Annotated in this window: 14 protein-coding genes; 4 read left to right on the forward strand and 10 right to left on the reverse strand. The window is 72.9% G+C overall.

The annotated features are described in order from the left end of the window. Positions 1–55 precede the first annotated feature (55 nt). Positions 56–1,399 carry a helix-turn-helix transcriptional regulator gene (locus tag HTV45_RS17620; protein ID WP_215206754.1) on the reverse strand — a complete coding sequence of 448 codons (1,344 nt, stop codon included), beginning with the start codon at positions 1,397–1,399 and terminating at the stop codon, positions 56–58. A 97-nt stretch (positions 1,400–1,496) separates the two neighbouring features. On the opposite strand from HTV45_RS17620, the gene HTV45_RS17625 reads away from it, so the two are divergent. Continuing rightward, positions 1,497–1,661, forward strand: a complete 165-nt coding sequence (locus HTV45_RS17625; protein ID WP_215206755.1) for a hypothetical protein — start codon at positions 1,497–1,499, stop codon at positions 1,659–1,661. Positions 1,662–1,724: 63 nt separating this feature from the next. Here HTV45_RS17625 and HTV45_RS17630 read toward each other — a convergent pair whose 3' ends face one another. The 5 genes from HTV45_RS17630 to HTV45_RS17650 form a co-directional block, all read right to left on the reverse strand. Continuing rightward, a complete protein-coding gene (locus HTV45_RS17630) occupies positions 1,725–3,146 on the reverse strand; it encodes an extracellular solute-binding protein (RefSeq protein WP_215206756.1) in 1,422 nt (473 codons plus the stop codon). Then, a complete protein-coding gene (locus HTV45_RS17635; protein WP_308309692.1) occupies positions 3,146–5,968 on the reverse strand; it encodes a caspase family protein in 2,823 nt (940 codons plus the stop codon). The genes HTV45_RS17630 and HTV45_RS17635 overlap by 1 nt, the downstream gene beginning before the upstream one ends. A 4-nt stretch (positions 5,969–5,972) precedes the next feature. Beyond that, positions 5,973–6,335: a hypothetical protein gene (locus HTV45_RS17640; protein ID WP_215206757.1), complete on the reverse strand. Its 363-nt coding sequence runs from the start codon at positions 6,333–6,335 to the stop codon at positions 5,973–5,975. Positions 6,336–6,387: 52 nt separating this feature from the next. Continuing rightward, entirely contained in the window at positions 6,388–7,485 is a 1,098-nt protein-coding gene (locus HTV45_RS17645) for a hypothetical protein (protein WP_215206758.1), read from the reverse strand. Positions 7,486–7,548: 63 nt separating this feature from the next. Further along, complete coding sequence (locus HTV45_RS17650; RefSeq protein WP_308309693.1) at positions 7,549–8,766, reverse strand: PP2C family protein-serine/threonine phosphatase; 1,218 nt, start codon at positions 8,764–8,766, stop codon at positions 7,549–7,551. Positions 8,767–8,907: 141 nt separating this feature from the next. Between HTV45_RS17650 and HTV45_RS17655 the strand changes: the two genes are divergently transcribed. Then, on the forward strand, positions 8,908–9,354 hold the full coding sequence (locus tag HTV45_RS17655; protein ID WP_215206759.1) for a hypothetical protein: 447 nt from the start codon (positions 8,908–8,910) through the stop codon (positions 9,352–9,354). Between the two features lie 13 nt (positions 9,355–9,367). On the opposite strand, the gene HTV45_RS17660 is transcribed toward HTV45_RS17655, so the two are convergent. Both HTV45_RS17660 and HTV45_RS17665 read right to left on the reverse strand, forming a co-directional pair. Continuing rightward, positions 9,368–10,369 carry an endonuclease/exonuclease/phosphatase family protein gene (locus tag HTV45_RS17660; RefSeq protein ID WP_251692282.1) on the reverse strand — a complete coding sequence of 334 codons (1,002 nt, stop codon included), beginning with the start codon at positions 10,367–10,369 and terminating at the stop codon, positions 9,368–9,370. 327 nt (positions 10,370–10,696) lie between these two features. Next, positions 10,697–12,772 (reverse strand): PhoX family phosphatase, encoded by a 2,076-nt coding sequence (locus HTV45_RS17665; RefSeq protein WP_215206761.1) that lies wholly within the window; start codon positions 12,770–12,772, stop codon positions 10,697–10,699. A gap of 277 nt (positions 12,773–13,049) precedes the next feature. Between HTV45_RS17665 and HTV45_RS17670 the strand changes: the two genes are divergently transcribed. Together HTV45_RS17670 and metG are read left to right on the forward strand one after the other, a co-directional pair. Beyond that, on the forward strand, positions 13,050–14,597 hold the full coding sequence (locus HTV45_RS17670) for a VWA domain-containing protein (protein WP_215206762.1): 1,548 nt from the start codon (positions 13,050–13,052) through the stop codon (positions 14,595–14,597). A gap of 102 nt (positions 14,598–14,699) precedes the next feature. Continuing rightward, the gene (gene metG / locus HTV45_RS17675; protein WP_215206763.1) at positions 14,700–16,316 is read left to right on the forward strand and encodes a methionine--tRNA ligase; all 1,617 of its coding nucleotides are present in this window, start codon (positions 14,700–14,702) and stop codon (positions 16,314–16,316) included. Positions 16,317–16,561: 245 nt separating this feature from the next. Here metG and HTV45_RS17680 read toward each other — a convergent pair whose 3' ends face one another. Both HTV45_RS17680 and HTV45_RS17685 read right to left on the reverse strand, forming a co-directional pair. Continuing rightward, entirely contained in the window at positions 16,562–16,771 is a 210-nt protein-coding gene (locus tag HTV45_RS17680) for a DUF397 domain-containing protein (RefSeq protein WP_215206764.1), read from the reverse strand. Further along, positions 16,768–17,649 carry a helix-turn-helix transcriptional regulator gene (locus HTV45_RS17685; protein ID WP_215206765.1) on the reverse strand — a complete coding sequence of 294 codons (882 nt, stop codon included), beginning with the start codon at positions 17,647–17,649 and terminating at the stop codon, positions 16,768–16,770. Before HTV45_RS17685 ends, HTV45_RS17680 begins: the two co-directional genes overlap by 4 nt. Between the last annotated feature and the right edge of the window lie 122 nt (positions 17,650–17,771).

A 17,771-nucleotide genomic window follows, 5' to 3' on the forward strand; every position in this document is an offset into this window, starting at 1 on the left:
CCCACCAGGGAGGCCGAGGCGAGAGGGCGGGAGGGGCGAGGGCGCGTCGCACCGGTCAGAGCTGGGGCTGGGCCGGGGCCGGGCCCAGGGTGGTGGTGCCCGGGGCCGTGCGGTGGCCCAGACCGGTGCGGTAGGCGTCCAGCGCCGCTTCGACGCGCCCGGTGCGGCGCAGCAGATCGCCCAGCAGGCGGCACAGGTCGGCCAGGTCACCGGCGGCGCCCGCGCGCTCCAGCAGACTCATCGCGCGGACGTAGTGCTCCTCCGCCTCCTCGGGACGGCGGGCGTCCTCGGCGATGATGCCGAGCAGCCGGTGCGCGGCCGCCGCGTGCACCGCGCCCCGCTCGGAGGACAGCCCGCCGGCCACGCCCCGCAGCAGGACCGCCGCCTCGTCCGAACGGCCACGCCGGTGCAGGACGTCGGCCAGCTCGACCGTCAGCTGACTGCTGTAGAGGGCCGCACGGGTCGCGGACAGCATGCGCAGCGCCTCGCGCATCTCCGTCTCGGCGCGCTCCAGCTCACCGTTCTGCGCGTACACGTACCCGCGCATCCAGTGGCAGTTGGCCAGCTCCGTGCGCAGTCGCAGCCCCCGGTACAGCTCCGCGGCCTTGGCCAGCGACGCGTCCGCCTCGGCCAGCCGGCCCTCGGCGAGCAGCGTGCGGGCGACGGAGCGGTGCATCCGCGCCACCAGCGCCGGGTCGCCGGACTGCGGCGCGAGCGCCAGCGCGAACTCCGCCGCCTGCGCGGCACGCGCGTGCGCACCCATGTCCATGTAGGGCCCGATCACGCTGGCGTAGAGCAGCAGCAGCGCGTCCGGGTCGTGCAGACCGCCCCGGTTCAGCTCGTCGAGCGCGGACTCCAGCAGATAGACGGCGTACCGCAACTCCCCCGCGAGGTAGTGCGCCACCGCCCGACCGCGCAGCGCCGGGACCCGGGCGGTCAGCGGCGCGTCGCCGAGCCGGGCCTCGGCCCGCTCGAAGTACTCGCGGCCCTCGGCCAGTTCACCGGTCTCCAGCGCGCACTCCCCCAGCCCGAGCAGCGCGGCGGCCTGTTCCTCGGCCAGCGCGTGCGTCTCCGCCTCGGTGAGCAGTCCGGTGTACTGCTCCACCGCGGCCCCGGCCTCACCGACCGCGAGCGTGCGCTGTGCCTCGGTCAGCCGCAGCCGCAGTTCGGTCACCAGCCGGGCCGGACGCCCGGTCGCCAGTTCGTCGAACTCGACTCCCAGACGGTCGGCGAGATGGCGCAGCGCGTCGTCGGAGGGGCGTACCCGGCCGGCCTCCAGCGTGGAAATGTACGCGGGCGTGTACACCGGCTCCGCCAGCTGTTTCTGGGTCATCCCGCGCTGTACCCGCAACCGCTGCACCCGGCGTCCGATGGTTCCCTGCTCGTCCCGGTCCCCCATGCCAACTCCCCTGGCGCCTCTTGCCGTTCGAGTACGGCAGCCCCTAGGTTAAACCGCGGATTAAACGTGTTTAACCCATCGCTGTTGCGAGGTCGCCGTGCTGGAACGCACACGTACCACCGAGCGTTACGCCCGAGGCTTCGCCGCGGCCGTCGCCGCGGTCGCGGCGCTGGTCCTGGCGGCGAACGCGGGCCCGGCCGAGGCCGACGACCCCGAGCCGGACCGGCAGACCACCGCGCCCCTGGAAGCGGCGGTGCGGTAGCGGCGGTCCGGAGGGGTCCCCTCCTCCTGCCTCCTGCCTCCTGCCTTCTGCTTCCGGCGGCCGTCAGCCGGGCAGGGCCTTGCGCAGCGCCGCGTCCAGGCGCCGCGCCAGCACCTCATTTCCCGGCCGGCCGTTCCTGAGGAGCGGGCCGAGCTGGGTGGTGAGGGTCTGGGTGAACGCCCCGTACAGCGGGGTCCTCGGCCGCTGCACCGCGTCGCGCAGGGCCTCCTTCAGGATGGTGGCGGCGTAGAGCGGACGGCCTCCCTTGTCGCGCGGCACCGGGTCCGCGCCCTCCCCCGTCGCCGACCGGGACGGCGCGACGGTGACCGCCGTACAGCGCTCACCGTCCTCGTAGGCCGAGGTCCGGGTCGCCGCGAAACCGGCCTCCAGCAGACACCGTTCGCTCTGCCTGCCGGTGAGGAACCGGATCAGGTCGGCCGCCTTGCCGGGCCGTGGCGACGCCTCGGCCACCCCGAGGTTCTGTCCGCCGAGCACCGCCTTCCCGGGCAGCGGGGCCACCCCGAGCTGCTCCTCGGTGAACGTCTGGAAGAGCGCCGGATAGACGTACGGCCAGTGCCGCAGGAACGCCGTACGCCCTTCGGTGAAGTCACTCAGCGACGTCGCCTCGTCGGAGCGGGCGGCGTCCTCGAGGGTGTACGCCGGCGCGGTGCGCCGGCCCAGCTCCGCGATCCCCTCGGTCAGTTCCGCGACGGTCCCCGTGTAGTGGCCGTCCTCGTCGACCAGCGCGAAGTCCTCCACCGCGGACGCGAACGCCTCCACCGCGTTGACCGTACGTCCCTCGTACGCGGCCAGCTGGGTGGTCCAGCCGCTGCTGTAGGCGTCCCGGTCGAGCCGGGCGTCGAGAGCGTCGACGAGGTGCTGCAGTTGCTGCCAGGTGAGACCGTCGCGCGGGTCGGGCCGCTCGACACCGGCCCGGTCCAGATAGTCGCGCCGGTAGTACAGCAGGCCGACATCGCTGTTGAACGGCGCCGCGTACACCTTGCCGTCCCACCGGGCCGTGCCCGCCACGGACGGGATGACGTCACGGTCGACCAGGTCCTCCGGCAGCTCCCTGATCAGCCCGGCCTCGGCGAACTCCGGCACCCAGGTGACGTCCAGGTTGACCACGTCGTAGTCGGCGCTGCCGGACTGCAGCGCGCCGAGCAGCTGGCTGCGCTGCTCGTCGGCGCTGCCCGGCAGCTCCACCAGCCGGGCCTGGAACTGTGAACCGGCCCGCTGCTCACGCAGGTTCCAGGCGTCGATGAGCTGCTGGCGTATGCCGTTCTTGCCGGTGACGTCCCGGCCGCTGGCGACGACGATCGTGCCGGGCACGTCCTGTCCGGCCGCCTGGACCGGCCCGCCGTCCCCGCCCCCTCCCCGGTCCCCGCTTCCGCTCCCGCCTCCGGTGCAGGCGGCCAGCACCAGCAGCAGCGACAGCAGCGCGGCGCCCCGCCGGAGCACCGGCCCTCTCCTCGCTCCGGCCATCAGCCCTCCCCCGTTCCGGTGCGGGCGACCTCGTCCTGCAGGGCCGCGCCCAGGTCGTCACCGGCGTCCAGACAGCGCCCGCCGCTCACATCGGCGATCCGGTGATCCGGTCCGTCCCGGTCGCAGCCGCCGCTCCGCAGGGACACCACGGTCACCGGGACACCGGAGGTCCCCGCCCGGTCCAGGACCTCCTCCAGGCGCCGCCCGGTCAGCCGGTCGTTGTCCTCGTCGTCGGTGATGTGCACGATCAGCTGCGGGCGTCCGTCGCCGCCCCCGCGGCCCTTCATCTCGTCGAGCGCGGCGAGCAGCGCCGCATACGGATCGGCCTCGGCGTCCCGGATCCGGGCGCCGGTGCCGACCGCGCGCTCGGCGTCGGCCCGCCGGTGCGCGGCGAGGTCCAGGAGGGTCGTGTACGGCCGGCCGCCGGAGGTGTCCGCCACCGACCACACCCCGTACTCGTCCTGACCGCCGAGTCCGCCGAGCGACTGCCGCAGCAGACCGGGGCCGCCGCTCGGCCCCTCCCACCGGTCGGCCATCGAACCGGAGCTGTCGAGCAGGAACAGCACCCGTCCGGGCCCGCCGGCGTCCTGGTAGGCGCGCAGCACCCGCGCCATCGCGTCCCGTCCGGCCGACTCGTCGAGCGGAGTGGGCGCGCTCAGCATGCCGTGGTCGTTGACCTCGTCCGGATCCAGCACTTCCCGGCTGTCCGCGGCACGGAAACCGTCCCGGGCGAACACCGCCCGGCCTCCCTCACCGGTCAGCCAGTCGCGGAAGCCGTCCACCGACGCGTCCCTGGCCCGCTCGTCGCGGTCGGCGCCCCGCCAGCGGACCCGCACGAGCACCGGCTCCACGCCGGGGACGTCCTGCGGGTACTGGGCGAGACGCGGGCTGCGCGTGGAGGGCTCGCAGCCGACACCGCTGCGCATCAGGAACTCCGGGACGAGGGCGGCGGTGCGGTCGTCCACGGCATCGTTGTCGGGCAGCGTGCACAGCAGGTCGGCGGCCGTGGGGGAGGGCGGTCCGAACTGGGCGACCCGGCGTTCCCCGCGGGCGACGTCGCGCGCCTGCGCGCCGTACAGGCCGACCGTGGCGAGCAGCCCCACGTCCGTGTGCTCCGGGTCGGGACGGTGCACGGCGGCGTTCTCGTGCCGCGCGGTGAGGTCGTCGATCATCTCGGCCAGGGTGAGACCGGTGCGGTCGTGCAGGGCGTCGGAGCCGATGGCCTGCGGGACGGCGAGCACGACGGGGGAGTAGGCGAGGGGTTCCCCGTCGGGTTCCAGGGTGGCGACGGCGTCCGTGTCCCGGCCGTCCTCGGCCCGGTCGACGTCGGCGCGGGAGGCGGGTATCCAGATGTCCGGCTGCGGGCCGATGTCGCGCTGCGGGTTGAGGTCCTCGTCGTGGGGTTCGTGCCAGGCGCCGGTCCGGCTGCGCAGGGCGCCGACCACGTCGGAGGAACCCGCGCTGTAGACGGTGACGCCGGTGTGCCGGCAGCCGTCGCCGGTGGTGTTCTGGTCGGAGGTGAGATAGGCGTCGGCGGCGGCGCGGACGGTCGCCTCCAGATCCGGGTCGGTCAGCACCCGCAGCTCCAGCGCCGGGGCGCAGGGGGCGCTCTCGGAGCCGACGAACCCCCGGAGGGCGTAGCCGCCGAAGCCGAGGAGCCCGGCGGCGAACACCGCGGGCAGGACGACGCGCAGCACGCTCCGCCGGCCGGCTCCGCGCCCGGCTCCTCCCTCCGCGCCGGTTCCTCCCTCGGCGCCGGTTCCGTCCCCGGTCGCGGTTCCGTCCCCGGTCGCGGTCCCGTCCGTGGTCCCGGGCCGGCCCGCGGTCCCGGTTCCGTCGGTGGGCCCGCTCGCCGGTCGGGGGCGGCCCGGACGGGAGACGAACGCGCGTAACCGGTCGAGCGGCAGGGCGAGAAGGCCCAGGAGCGGCGAACGCGTCCGGTCACCCGTACATCCCCCTCCGGAGCCGCCGGATCCGGGATTGTCCACCGGACGGCCCAGGTCCACGTCCGTCCGGTCCCCGCCCGTCACACCCCCGCCCGTCCGGTCGCCGCCCGTCACACCCGTCGGACCCTCTGCCGGCTTGCGCGTCAGCAGCACGTCCACGCGCCGCTCCGCCTTCAGCAGCGGCACCCACGGCTCGCCGCGCATCGTGCGGCGGCCGAGCGCGGTCATGCGGTCCCGCAGCCGGTCGGCGAGGTCCGACAGCCGTGCCCCGCCGTCCGTCCCCTCCTCCAGCAGCCGCACCAGTTCGGCGGTGAACGGTGTCGGTGTCCGGCCGTCGCCCGCGTCGATACGGTTGTTGGCCTGCACGCTCATCAGCAGCAGCACCCGCGACTTCTCGTGGAAGGTCTCCAGGACCCAGGCCGCGTTGCCCGCGAAGCAGCAGTCGAGGACCACCACGATCCGCTGGGCCGGGCTGGCCATCAGGACCGTCAGCACGGTGGTGAGCGTCTCCGCGCCGGGGAAGACGGTCCGTTGCTCCGCGACCACCCGGGCGTTGCGCATCTGCAGATGCAGCTCGTCGGCCGCGCTGGGGATGGCTCCGTGCCCGGCGAAGTAGAGCAGCAGCACCCCCTCCGCCTCCCGCGCCGCCCGGTGCAGCGCCTCGCCGAAGTCGTCCTGGGACGGCGAGTGGGCGACCCTGATCTCTCCCTCGCCGAAGGCCTCGCCGCGCTCCAGCGCGTCCCGCAGCCGGTTCACGTTGTGCTTGACCGCGGGGAGGTCGCCGGGCACCCCGTGCGGGGGTTCCGTGAAGTCGTACTCCGAGACGCCGACCAGCAACGCCCGGTTCACCCGCCCGCGCGGGTCGAAGGGGGTCACCGGCCTACCTGTCGTCGACGTTCACCGGTTCGACCTCGGCGTCCGGCGGATCGCCGGTCTCGACGGCGCCCCGGTTGGCACGCCAGGCCGACACCGCCCGCTTCACCTGCTCCAGCAGTTCCTCGAAGATCACGGCCGCGCCCGCCCCCGTGACGACGAGGACGAGGTCCATGCCGACCCCCATCGGGGCACCGGCGCCGTCCGTCCTGGGCCGCTCGTGGATCCGTAACTCGCCCGCGTCTATGCGTTCGTGGAGCGGTAGCTCCCGCTCCAGCCACTTGCGCAGCGCCCCGATGTCCCTCTCGGCCGCTCTACCGTCCAGGCGTACGCGAATACCCTGGGTGGCCACACCGTCCCCCTCAGCCATAGCTCACCATCATGGCACCACAGTCGCCCGCTGGGGAGGGTTCCCGCGTCACTCAACCCTGTGTCTGCAACTGCTGGAGCTGGCGGCGCACATGATCCAGCGCGCCCTCCCGCCGGCCCGGCACGTGCCCCCGCAACTGTGCGAGCACCGGCCCGAGTTCACGGGCGTGGACCGGGTCGCCGATCCGCCCCCACTGATGGTGCGCCCGGTCCACGGCGGCCTCGACGGCGGGCGCGTCCACCGGCTGCCCGGCGGACAGCCGCGCCGTGGCCACCGAGAGCCAGGTACGGCAGCTTCGTACCGCGTCCCCGGCCAGCATCGCCAGATCGGCCCGCACCTCGGTCCAGTGCATCGCCTCCTCGGAGACGGGCCCGTGTGCGAGGCCGGCCGCCTGCTCCAGACGCGCGGCGAGCGCGTCGGCGTCCGCGTGCCGGCCGGAGCGCACGGCGGCGGTGACGGCCGCGTGCGGGTCGCCGGGAAGCGGTCCGGGCTGCGCCAGCACCCGGTCCACGCCCGCGCTCTCCGGCGCGATCCGGGCCAGCGCCTGCTGGTGCAGCTCCTCGACCGGGGGCCGCCGCCCGCTGCGCAGAATCGTCGCGACCGCCCTCATGTACGCCGGTACCGCGACCGTACGACGGGACGGCGGCGGCGCGACGCGCCCGTAGACGGCGTTGTCCCGCCCGCAGTCCAGCAAGTCCGGCGGTCCCGGCGGGGTCGGGCCCGGTGGCCGCGGCGCCCCCAGCGTCCGCCAGGTCTCGGCGTCGGCGCGCAGATCGAGGATCAGGGTCGTCGCGCCCGCCGGACGCAGCCGCAGTTCCTCCCGGAACCAGTGCCAGGGCAGCGCCGTGTAGCGCACGGTGGACGCGGTCGTCCGGGCGAGCGCCAGGTGCGGGAGCCGTTGCCGGCGGTCGAGGTGGAGCTGGCCGCTGACGTACACCGTCAGCGGTCCCGGGGCGGCGGCGGCCGCCCGCAGCCGGGTCAGCACGGCCTGCGGCTCCAGCGGGTCGGCGAGCTCGACGACGTTCGCGCTGTCCGCGCCGGACAGCACGGCGGGCGGTACCGCGGCGAGGACCGGGAGCACGGACGCCGCGTCCACCAGCCGCCCGCGGCCCAGCGGTGCGGCCGCCAGCAGCAGCACGGTTGCGGGCATGGTCCCTCCCCCTGTGGATCAGCTACGTCAGCACGGTAACCGCTGCGGCCGCACGGGGCGGGGTCAGTACGGTGAACGTCCCCCTTCGTGCCCTTCGCGCCCCGCCGCGCGGATCCGCCGCACCGCGAACGCGGTGGTGTCGTCGGCCAGACGTCCGTGACAGTGCCGCAGCGTGCCGTCCCGTACGAGGGCGACCAGCCGGGCCGGTGCGGCGGTCCGCGGATTCTCCGACACCAGGCGGGACACGTGCTCGGCAAGCCGGAAGAAGCGTCCGTCGGCGTCCCGGGCCTCGGTCACCCCGTCCGTGACCAGCAGCAGCGTCTCGTCCACGTCCAGCGGTACCCGGTTCACCCGCGGCGCCGTCCCCGGAGCGAGGTCGCGATAGCCGAGCGGAAGTCCCCCCACGCCCGGCAGGATCCGCACCCCGCCGGGGCCGACGGCCAGCGGAGGCTCGTGACCGAAGACGACGGCGTCCACGAAGTCGCCGCGGTCCGCCGGGAAACCGAGCAGCACGGCGGTGGCGAACCGGTCGCTGCCGCCCCGGCCGAGCGCCGACCGGTACTCGCTGTGGCGCACCATCCGGTTCTCCAGCCGGTCGGCGACCACCGCCAGCTCCGCCTCGTGGTAGCCGGCCTCCCGGAACGTGCCGAGCAGGACCGCCGCCGTCTCCACCGCGCCCAGCCCCTTGCCCTGCACGTCACCGACGAGCACCCGGGTACCGTGCGGGCCCGGCTGGATGTCGTAGAAGTCCCCGCCGACCCGGGCCTGGGCGTCGGCGGTGAGATAGACCCCGGCGTGTTCCAGCCCGCCCCAGCCGGGCGGCAGGGGACGCAGCACGGTACGGCGGACGGTGTCGGTGACGTCCCGCATGTGCAGCGCGCGGCGCTCGCCGCGCACCCGCACCGCACAGGCGAGCGTGGCGAGGACACCGCCCACGCTGACGAGGATGAAGTCCGGCAGCCCCGCCTGGAACTGGTGCGGCCAGGCGCTGTCGACGGCGGTGTAGGTGACGATCGACAGTACGGCGAACAGGGCCGTGCCCCACAGTCCGCAGAGCGCGGCGGCGATGCCCGGCACCAGCACGATCCAGGAGATGGTCCGGAACTCGCCGCCGGTGTTGTAGTCGGTCACCGCGATGACCACGAGCAGGAGCAGGGGCGGAACCCAGGCGACGCTGCGGCTGCCGACCTGGAGCATCTCGTGCCGGTGCACGCCGTCACGACGGCCGGCCCACGGGTACCGGTCGTGCAGGCCACCGTGTCCCCCGCTGTCCGGACTCACCGCCCCAGCGAATCACGGGGCGATGCGGGCCGCATCCGGTCTCCGGGGAGCACCGGCAAGCGCCGGGTCCGGGCCGCCGACTTGCCGCCGGACCCCGGCGGGTGTGCCCTGGTAGACGGGGGCGAGGAGAGAGGAGCTCTGATGGCGCACGCGGCACCCCGGGCCCGGCGGCGGGCGATCGAGCGGGGCGGCAGTTCGACGGATCTCTTCAGTGCGCGGGCCCACCGGGCGGCGCTGGTCGCGCTGCCCGTGCTGCTCGGGCTCGTGTACGGCTTCTGGGCGGCGGCCAACCGGCGTTACGGCGGGCCGGTCACCGGCTGGAACCTGCTGTTCGGCTTCCTGACCGCGCTCGTGTTCGCCGTGGTCCTCATGACGCTCATGGTGGTGGCCCCGAAACTGCGGCGCGAAGTGCACGCGGCCGTGTGGGCCGCCTTCTGCGGCAGCGCGGTCGGTTTCCTCTTCAGCCAGTCCGGCGGCAGTGTCCTGCGCTCCACGGCCGTGGCCCTGGCGGTCACGGCGGGCGTCTTCGCCGTCATGTTCTACCGCTTCTACACCCGCGAGGACGCCCAGGGCCACCGCGTCGGGTGACCTCCGCCGCCGGTCACCTGACGTGCAGGGTCAGGTCGACCAGTACGGCGTGGTGGTCGGTGTCGGGAAGGGCGAGGAAACGGGCCCCGGACGCGGCGAACTCCTCGGACACCAGGACGTGGTCGATCTGCGCGCCGAACGCCGGAGCGGTCCGGGACGGCCAGGTCGGGGTCCGGTCGGAGCCGTCGAGCCGGGCCGCGTCGCGCAGTCCGGTGTCGAGGATGCGCCGGAACGCCGCGTGGTCCTGGGACGCGTTGAAGTCCCCGGCGAACACGGCCGGGACGTCCGGCGCATCGGCGGCCGCGGCGCGCAGCGCGCCCAGCTCCCGCTGCCACAGGCGGACCTGCTCGGGCAGCGGCGGCATGGGATGGGCGAGCTGGAGCCGTACGGAGTGCCCGCCGACGTCGGCCACCGCGCCGGGCATCCCCATGGTGCCCGGCACTCCCTCGGTGGCCTCGAGCGGAAAGCGGCTGAGGATGACCGAGCCCTCGGAGCCTCCGCCCTCCACGGCCCGCCGGTGCGGATGACTGTCGGCCAGCTCCCGTTCCAGCGCCGCGTCGCAGCTGTACTCGCACTCCTGTACGAAAATGATGTCCGGCTTCTCACGGCGTACGGTGTCGATCAGCGCGTCGGTGGCCTGTCCGAACTCCACGTTGGAGGTCAGCACCCGCAGCTCGGCGACGGGCCGACCACCCGGATCGCCGGACTTCCCGTACGGCTCGATGAACCAGGCCAGCAGGCCGAGCAGGACCACACCCCACACCGCACCGGCCCACCAGCGGGCCAGCAGGGTGAACAGCAGCCCGGCGCCGGTGGGGACCAGCAGCCAGGGCAGGAACGCGAGCAGCTGGGGCACGGGGGTGATGCCGTCGGTGTCGGCGGTACGGCAGCCGACGACCGCGCTCACCCCGGCGAACAGCAGCGCGGCGCACCAGGCACCGAACCGCCGCCCTCCCCCGGGCCGCCGTCCGCTCCCGTCCCCGGTGACCGTCGGGTCGGCAGTGGCAGTGTCCAAGGGGCCGGCCTTCCGTCCGCGGGCGCTGTGTCTTCGCATCCTCCCCCAAGGACGGATACGCGTGACGGCCGGTTGCGGGCTGCCGGCCCGCGCGGCGGTCGCGCCCGCGCGGCAGCGGGCAGTCGTGCCTCCCCCAGTGCCTCGAGGGCCCGGTACGCACACCCGGGGCGGGCACGGGCGGGCCCGTACGGACACGGAGCCGGAGGCTGTCCGCCCCGACCCGGCCGAGGCGTACCGGGGGGCGGCCCGGCAGGCACCGGCGTTCCGGGAGTGGCTGGCGGACCTGGCGCCGGGCCCCCGACCCCGGCCACCCCCGGACCACGGGCGTCAGACGCCGATGTCCCGCCCGTCCGCACGCCACACCGCGACCACGGCCGGGCGGACGTACGTGCCGGGCCCGTCGGGCCAGGTGCTGGCGGGACTGTCGACCGTGGCCCCGTCCACCTCGCCCGGGTGCTGCACGGCGACCAGCACCCGGCGGTCCTGGATGACCGGACCGCAGGTCTCCGCGCCCGTCGGCACGGTCAGGAACTGCTTGAGCTCACCGCGCCGGTCCCCGCGGGTGGCGACGCCGAAGAGGCCGTCGTGGGAGCCGAGGGCGCTGCCGTCGGTGGAGATCCACAGGTTGCCGTGGTCGTCGAAGGCGACGTTGTCCGGGCAGGAGATCGGGCTGACGGAGTCCTTCGGGAAGCCGGCGAAGTACGTCGCCGGGTCCTCCGGATCGCCCGCGACCAGGAACAGCGACCAGCCGAAGCGGGTGCTCTCCGGCCGGTTCCAGCGCTCGGTCAGTTCCAGGATGTGGCCGTGCTTGTTGGCGTGGCGCGGGTTGGCCTCGTCCGCCTCGGGGTTCGAGCCGACCCCGCGGTTGGAGTTGTTGGTGAGCGCGACGTACACCTTGCCGGTGACGGGGTTGGGCTCGATGTCCTCGGGCCGGTCCATCTTCGTGGCGCCCACCTTGTCGCCGGCCAGGCGCGTGAAGACGAAGACCTCCTCGGCGGTCATGCCCTCGACGTGCGAGACGGCACCGCGGGCGGTGGCGGTCGCCAGCGGGATCCACTCACCGCCGCCGTCGAACTCGCCGTCCTTCGGGAGCTTGCCCGTCCCGTCGATCTCGATGGCCGGCGAGTCACCGGTCAGCCTGGCCACGTACAGGGTGCCCTCGTCGAGCAGCGAGAGGTTGTGCTCGCGCGCCGAGCGGCTGTTGCCGTGCCGCATCCGCTTGCTGCCGACGAACTTGTAGAAGTAGTCGAACCGCTCGTCGTCCCCGCTGTAGACGACCGGACGCCCGTCGTGCGTCAGCCGCACGGTCGCCGCCTCGTGCTTGAACCGGCCGAGCGCGGTGCGCTTGCGCGGGGTGGAGTGGGGGTCGTACGGGTCGAGTTCGACGACATAGCCGAACCGGTGCGCCTCGTTCGGCTCCTGGGCGAGGTCGAACCGCTTGTCGAACCGCTCCCACTTGCGCTCGGTGCCGCCGCTGCCGATCCCGTACCGCTTGTCGGTCGCGCTGCTGCCGTGGGCGAAGTACTGGTTGAAGTTCTCCTCGGCGTGCAGGGTCGTGCCCCAGGGGGTGGTGCCGCCCGCGCAGTTGTTGAGCGTGCCGAGCACCTTCCGCCCGCTGGGGTCGGCGGACGTCTTCACCAGGTCGGACCCGGCGACGGGCCCGGTGAGCCGGAACTCGGAGGTGGCGGTGAGCCGCCGGTTGAGGTGATGCCGGCCGACCGGCGTCAGCCTGCCGCTGCGCCGCTCCTCCTCCACCGTGACCACGGCGAGCCCGTGCGCGGCCCAGGCGGTCTCCACCTGCTCACGGGTGGGGTTCTCCGGGTCGTAGTCACGGAACATGAGCATCTCGTCGGTGTACTCGTGGTTGGCGACGAGCAGTTGCCGGTCACGCTCTCCGCGCAGCGGCAGCAGCGCGAGGAAGTCGCAGTTGTACCCGAACTGTCCGGCCTGCGCCCTGGCGCTCTGCCGTTCCGGATCGAAGGCGGGCGCGCCGCGCAGGATGGGCTCGCCCCAGCGGATGACGACGTCCTGGCGGTAGCCCTCCGGCACGGTGACGGCGTCCCTGGTGTTGGGCGCGACGGGGGTGAACCGCAGGCCGCGGGCAGCCTTGGACTTGTGCGGGTGACGTCCGCCCTTGACGGCGGGAGCCGCCTGCGCCTCGGGCGCGGCCGCGATGCCGGCCGCCCCGGCGCCGGCCGCGGCGACGGTCACGACGGCGGCGGCGCGCATCACGGACCGGCGGCTGAGGGCGCCGGCGATGACGTCACCGACGTACTCGTTGGAGCTGGTGTTGGGCACCTCGTGGAAACAGGCGTCACCACACCGGAAGCGACAGGTCATGGCGGACCGCCCGCCGGGGTGCGAACCGGACGGCGTTCCGATCAACGGCAGCAGCTTTCGCACGTGTTCTCTCCTTGGAAGCCCGGGGTGTCAGCGTGACCGTAGGAGGACATGAGTGCGGCAGCCGGGCGCCGGGATGAACGGCGGGTGAACCTGCGGAACCAGTGCGGACGGTGCACGGGCGGGCACGTTCCGCCACCGAGTGGGCCGAATCGCGCTCTTGACATATACGATTCCGCAAACCCAACCCTGCCCAAGATCGCCCTTGCGGGCCGCTAACCTTACGTGTCCGTCCTGGCCAGGGATTGACGGGCACCAACTCACGCGAAGGGTTGCGCACATGGGCATTCTCACTCTCCTGCGGAACGCGTTCGGACGGTCACGCAAAGCGAGCCCCGCCGAAGCGGAGGGTACGGCGCAGGCCGCCGAGCCGAAGGAAACGGCCGCTCCGACATCGCCCGAGCCGGCCGCGAGCACGCACCCGACCATTCCGTCCCCGTCCCGGGAGCCGGCACCCGCCACTCCCTCGGTCCCGGAACCCCGCGACGACGATCACGACCTCGTCAGCGCCGCGTTCGACAAGCTCACGGTCCCCGGACCCGCCCACCCCACCGACACCCCCGACCAGCCCCGACCCGAGGCGGAGACAGCCCCCGCCCCGAAGCCCGCGGGAGAGGCGGCTCCGAAGACGACGCCCGAGGCCGAGGCGGCTGTGGAGCCCGCGGCAGAACCCGCCGCGGAAACGACTCCCGCCCCGAAGGCCGAGGCAGAACCGAAGACCACCGCCGAGGAAGCCCCGGAACCCGAGATCGAAACAGCGCCGGCCCCGGAGCCGAAGGCAGAGGCGGCGCCCGCCCCGGAGCCGAAGGCCGGGGCAACCCCCGCCCCGGAACCGGAGCCGAAGGCCAAGGCAACCCCCGCCCCGGAACCGGAGCCGAAGGCCGAGGCAACCCCCGCCCCGGAGCCGGAGCCCGAGACCGAGGCAACGCCGGCGCCCGCAGGAGAGGCTGAGCCCGAACCGAAGGCCGAGACCGAGACCGAGGCAGAGCCGAAGGCCGCCGCCGAGGACGCGAAGGCCGAGGCCGAGCCGGAAGCGGCCCCCGCCCCGGAGCCGGAGGCAGCCCCCACGACCGCGCCCGCGGCCGCCGACGGCGAGGACACCCCACAGGGGCCACCCGCACCCGACGACGAGAGCCGCACGGGTGGTGCGGGTGGGAACGAATCCCCCGCCGAAGGCGAAGCCGAGGCGGACACCCCCGCCCCCGCAGCCCTCGCCCCCGCCTACAAGGCCGCCACCACCACCCTCGCCGCCCACGACCTCACCGGCACCCGTGCCAAGGTCTACCTCGTGCTCGACCGCTCCGCGTCCATGCGCCCGTACTACAAGGACGGCTCCGCGCAGGCACTCGGCGAGCAGACCCTCGCCCTCGCCGCCCACCTCGACCCCGAGGCCACCGTCCACGTCGTCTTCTTCTCCACCGAACTGGACGGCACCGGCGAGCTGACCCTCACCGACCACGAGAACAAGATCGACGAGCTGCACGCCGGCCTCGGCCGGATGGGCCGGACCAGCTACCACGCCGCAGTCGAAGCGGTCCTCGCCCGGCACGCCGAGGAGAAGGCCGGCACCCCCGCCCTGGTGGTCTTCCAGACGGACGGCGCCCCCGACGCCAAGACCCCCGCCACCCAGGCACTCACCGAGGCGGCGAAGAGCCACCCCGAGGTGTTCTTCTCCTTCGTCGCCTTCGGCGAGCAGGACAACAAGGCGTTCGACTACCTCCGCAAGCTGAAGACGGGGAACGCCTCCTTCTTCCACGCGGGCCCCGCCCCCCGTGAGCTCACGGACAAGGAACTGTACGAGGGCGTACTGGCCTCCTGGCGCCCGTAACCCCTGGCTCACCCCTCACCGTCCCTCGGGGGGCGGACGGATCCCGTCCGCCCCCCGAAACGCGTGTGAGCCGACCCCCACCGGGCCAGTAGGATTTCGCCCATGGCGGCCACTGGATCAGAGAAGCAGGGAGCGAAGGCGTACTACGTCTCGACTCCCATCTACTACGTCAACGACGCTCCTCACCTGGGCCACGCCTATACGACCGTCGCAGGCGACGTGCTCACCCGCTGGCATCGCCAGCGCGGCGAGAAGGTGTGGTACCTCACCGGCACGGACGAGCACGGTCAGAAGATCATGCGCACGGCCGAGGCCAACGGGGTCACCCCGCAGGCCTGGGCCGACAAGCTCGTCACGGAGGCCTGGAAGCCCCTGTGGGAGCACCTCGACATCGCCAACGACGACTTCATCCGCACCACGCAGAAGCGGCACACCGACCGCGTCCAGGAGTTCGTACAGGACCTGTACGACAAGGGCGAGATCTACAAGGGCGGCTACGAGGGCCCGTACTGCGTGGGCTGCGAGGAGTACAAGCTCCCGGGTGAGCTGCTCGACGGCGAGGGCGAGTACGCGGGCCAGAAGCTGTGCCCGATCCACAAGAAGCCGGTGGAGATCCTCAGCGAGGAGAACTACTTCTTCAAGCTGAGCGAGTACAGCGAGAAGCTGCTCGCCCACTACGAGGCTGATCCGGGCTTCATCCAGCCCGAGTCCGCGCGCAACGAGGTCGTGAACTTCGTCCGCCAGGGCCTCCAGGACCTCTCCATCTCCCGCTCGACCTTCGACTGGGGCGTGCCGGTCCCGTGGGACGAGAAGCACGTCATCTACGTGTGGGTCGACGCGCTGCTGAACTACGCCACCGCTGTCGGCTACAACGAGAACCCGGAGAAGTTCGAGGCGACCTTCCCCGCCGACGTCCACCTGGTCGGCAAGGACATCCTCCGCTTCCACGCGATCATCTGGCCGGCCATGCTGATGGCGCAGGGCCTCCCCCTCCCCGGGAAGATCGCCGCGAACGGCTGGCTGATGGTCGGCGGCGAGAAGATGAGCAAGTCCAACCTGACCGGCATCAAGCCGCAGGACCTGACCTCGCACTTCGGTGTGGACGCGTACCGCTGGTACTTCCTGCGGGCGATCGCCTTCGGCCAGGACGGCAGCTTCTCCTGGGAGGACTTCTCCGCCCGCTACACCAGCGAGCTGGCCAACGACTACGGCAACCTCGCCTCCCGCGTGGCCGCCATGGTCGGCAAGTACTTCGGCGGTGAGCTCCCGGCGTCGGCGGCCGACGGCGAGGCCGAGCAGGCGATCCACGCCGGCCTCACCCAGGCCGTCACGGAGGCGGACCGGAAGATCGGCGAGGAGCTGGACTTCCAGGGCGGCATCCTGGCGGTCTTCGACTTCGTGAAGCAGGTCAACGGCTACATCACGGAGCAGGAACCCTGGAAGGTGGCCAAGGACACCTCCGACGAGGGCAGGGCCCGCCTGGCGACGATCCTCTACACGGCCGCCGAGTCCCTCCGCGCGGTGGCGGTCCTCCTCAACCCGGTCATGCCGGAGACCTCCCAGAAGCTCTGGGACTCCCTCGGCGCGGAGCCCGGCCTCGGCGCCCTCGCGGACCAGAAGGTCCAGGACGCCGGCACCTGGGGCATCCTGCCCGCCGGCTCCACGGTCACCAAGGGCGCGGTCCTCTTCCCGCGTCTCGAGGAGAAGCCGGCCGCGTAACACGCATCGCGTACGTCCAGAGGCCCGGAAACGGCTTGTTTCCGGGCCTTCGCGGTGCGGTCCCGACGGGCCGGGGCAGATCCGCCCAACCAGGACGTGCCCGCCCACTCCGCCCCTGAACTTCTACGACCGTCGGGATGGGGACGTCCGTGGAAGCTGGGGGGACCAGCGGTTCCGAGCCGCACACCGACGCGCTCCGCATCCAGTGACGACCAGGTGCGGGGCGCATGCTGGAGATTGGAGTATCAGCGCTCCAACGCGTACGTCACGAAGTTCGCCCACGCATCCGGCGTGAGTGCAAGCCGAGGGCCTGCCACGTGCTTGGAGTCGCGGACGTGGACGGTGCGGGGTGCTATCGCGATCTCCACGCAGGAGTTGCCATCGGGGCCGTCGCTGTAGCTGCTCTTGAACCAGACCAGTTCAGAAGCGTCCCCGGCAGAAGCCTTGCGGATCATGTTTCTCCCAGCACTTGCTCGATGAGGGCCAGCGACTCCCGTGGGGTGAGAGCCTGCGCACGGATGGTCCCATAGCGCAGCTCAAGGATCCGTAGCTGCTTCGGGTCCGAAGTCGGCCGACCGTTGAACGCACCGTCGGAACGACCCGCCGCCGTGCCGTCGGCGAACTTCAGCACCTCGATCCTGCCGTCCAATCCTGGATGAGCCCCCGCGCCGGTAGGCATCACCTGCAACGTAACGTTGCGCAACTGCCCCATATCCAGCAGGTGTTCAAGCTGCTGCCGCCAGACCATTGTGCCCCCAACGCGCCGACACAGCGTTGCCTCTTCCAGGACGAAGCTGAGAGACGGAGCGGGAGACCGCTCGAAGATCGACTTCCGAGCCATCCGAGCGGCTACCAGGCCCTCCGCCTCCTCCTCCGAGTATGGCGGCTGCCATGCGTCGAACAGAGCACGCGCATGTTCTGGTGTCTGCAACAGCCCGTGGATACTGAGCCCGACGTACACACCAAGCTCAACCGCCTTGGCCTCCATCTGCGCCAGCGCCCGCACACTCTTCGGGTACCGGACCTTCCGCACGTCCTCCCAAGCCGCCGCGATGAGCCCGCCCGCGCCCAGCACCTTGTCGGCCCTGCTCAGATACTCCTGTCGGGGAATCCGCTTCCCGCCCTCGATCTTGTAGACCAGGTCGTCCCCGTACTTGACCGCCACGGCGAAGTCGGCGACCCGCATCCCCACGGCCTCCCGCCGCAGCCTCAACTGACGGCCCACCGTGGCGAGTACCGCCATGCCCCACTCGTCCTCCGGGTCCACCTCCCACCCCGGCTCGTCCTCCTCGGTCCCGGTCCGGAGCCGTACCGCCTCGCCGTCCACCGGCATGCCGCACCCCTCTGTCGTCCCGCCGTGCTGTGCAACGCCCGTACTCGCAGGCCGGTTCTTCCGACGACTCGGACAGCGGCCGACAAGCTCCGACAGTCACCCTACGTATCGGCGCTGTCACT

It is taken from the genome of Streptomyces sp. CHD11 (genome assembly GCF_018638295.1).
In the GTDB taxonomy this organism is placed as follows: Bacteria; Actinomycetota; Actinomycetes; order Streptomycetales; family Streptomycetaceae; genus Streptomyces.

Coding starts and splice junctions, on each gene's coding strand:
- HTV45_RS17620 (WP_215206754.1), bottom strand. CDS start 1,399: ATGGGGGACCGGGACGAGCAGGGAACCATCGGACGCCGGGTGCAGCGG.
- HTV45_RS17630 (WP_215206756.1), bottom strand. CDS start 3,146: ATGGCCGGAGCGAGGAGAGGGCCGGTGCTCCGGCGGGGCGCCGCGCTG.
- HTV45_RS17640 (WP_215206757.1), bottom strand. CDS start 6,335: ATGGCTGAGGGGGACGGTGTGGCCACCCAGGGTATTCGCGTACGCCTG.
- HTV45_RS17645 (WP_215206758.1), bottom strand. CDS start 7,485: ATGCCCGCAACCGTGCTGCTGCTGGCGGCCGCACCGCTGGGCCGCGGG.
- HTV45_RS17655 (WP_215206759.1), top strand. CDS start 8,908: ATGGCGCACGCGGCACCCCGGGCCCGGCGGCGGGCGATCGAGCGGGGC.
- HTV45_RS17670 (WP_215206762.1), top strand. CDS start 13,050: ATGGGCATTCTCACTCTCCTGCGGAACGCGTTCGGACGGTCACGCAAA.
- metG (WP_215206763.1), top strand. CDS start 14,700: ATGGCGGCCACTGGATCAGAGAAGCAGGGAGCGAAGGCGTACTACGTC.
- HTV45_RS17680 (WP_215206764.1), bottom strand. CDS start 16,771: ATGATCCGCAAGGCTTCTGCCGGGGACGCTTCTGAACTGGTCTGGTTC.
- HTV45_RS17685 (WP_215206765.1), bottom strand. CDS start 17,649: ATGCCGGTGGACGGCGAGGCGGTACGGCTCCGGACCGGGACCGAGGAG.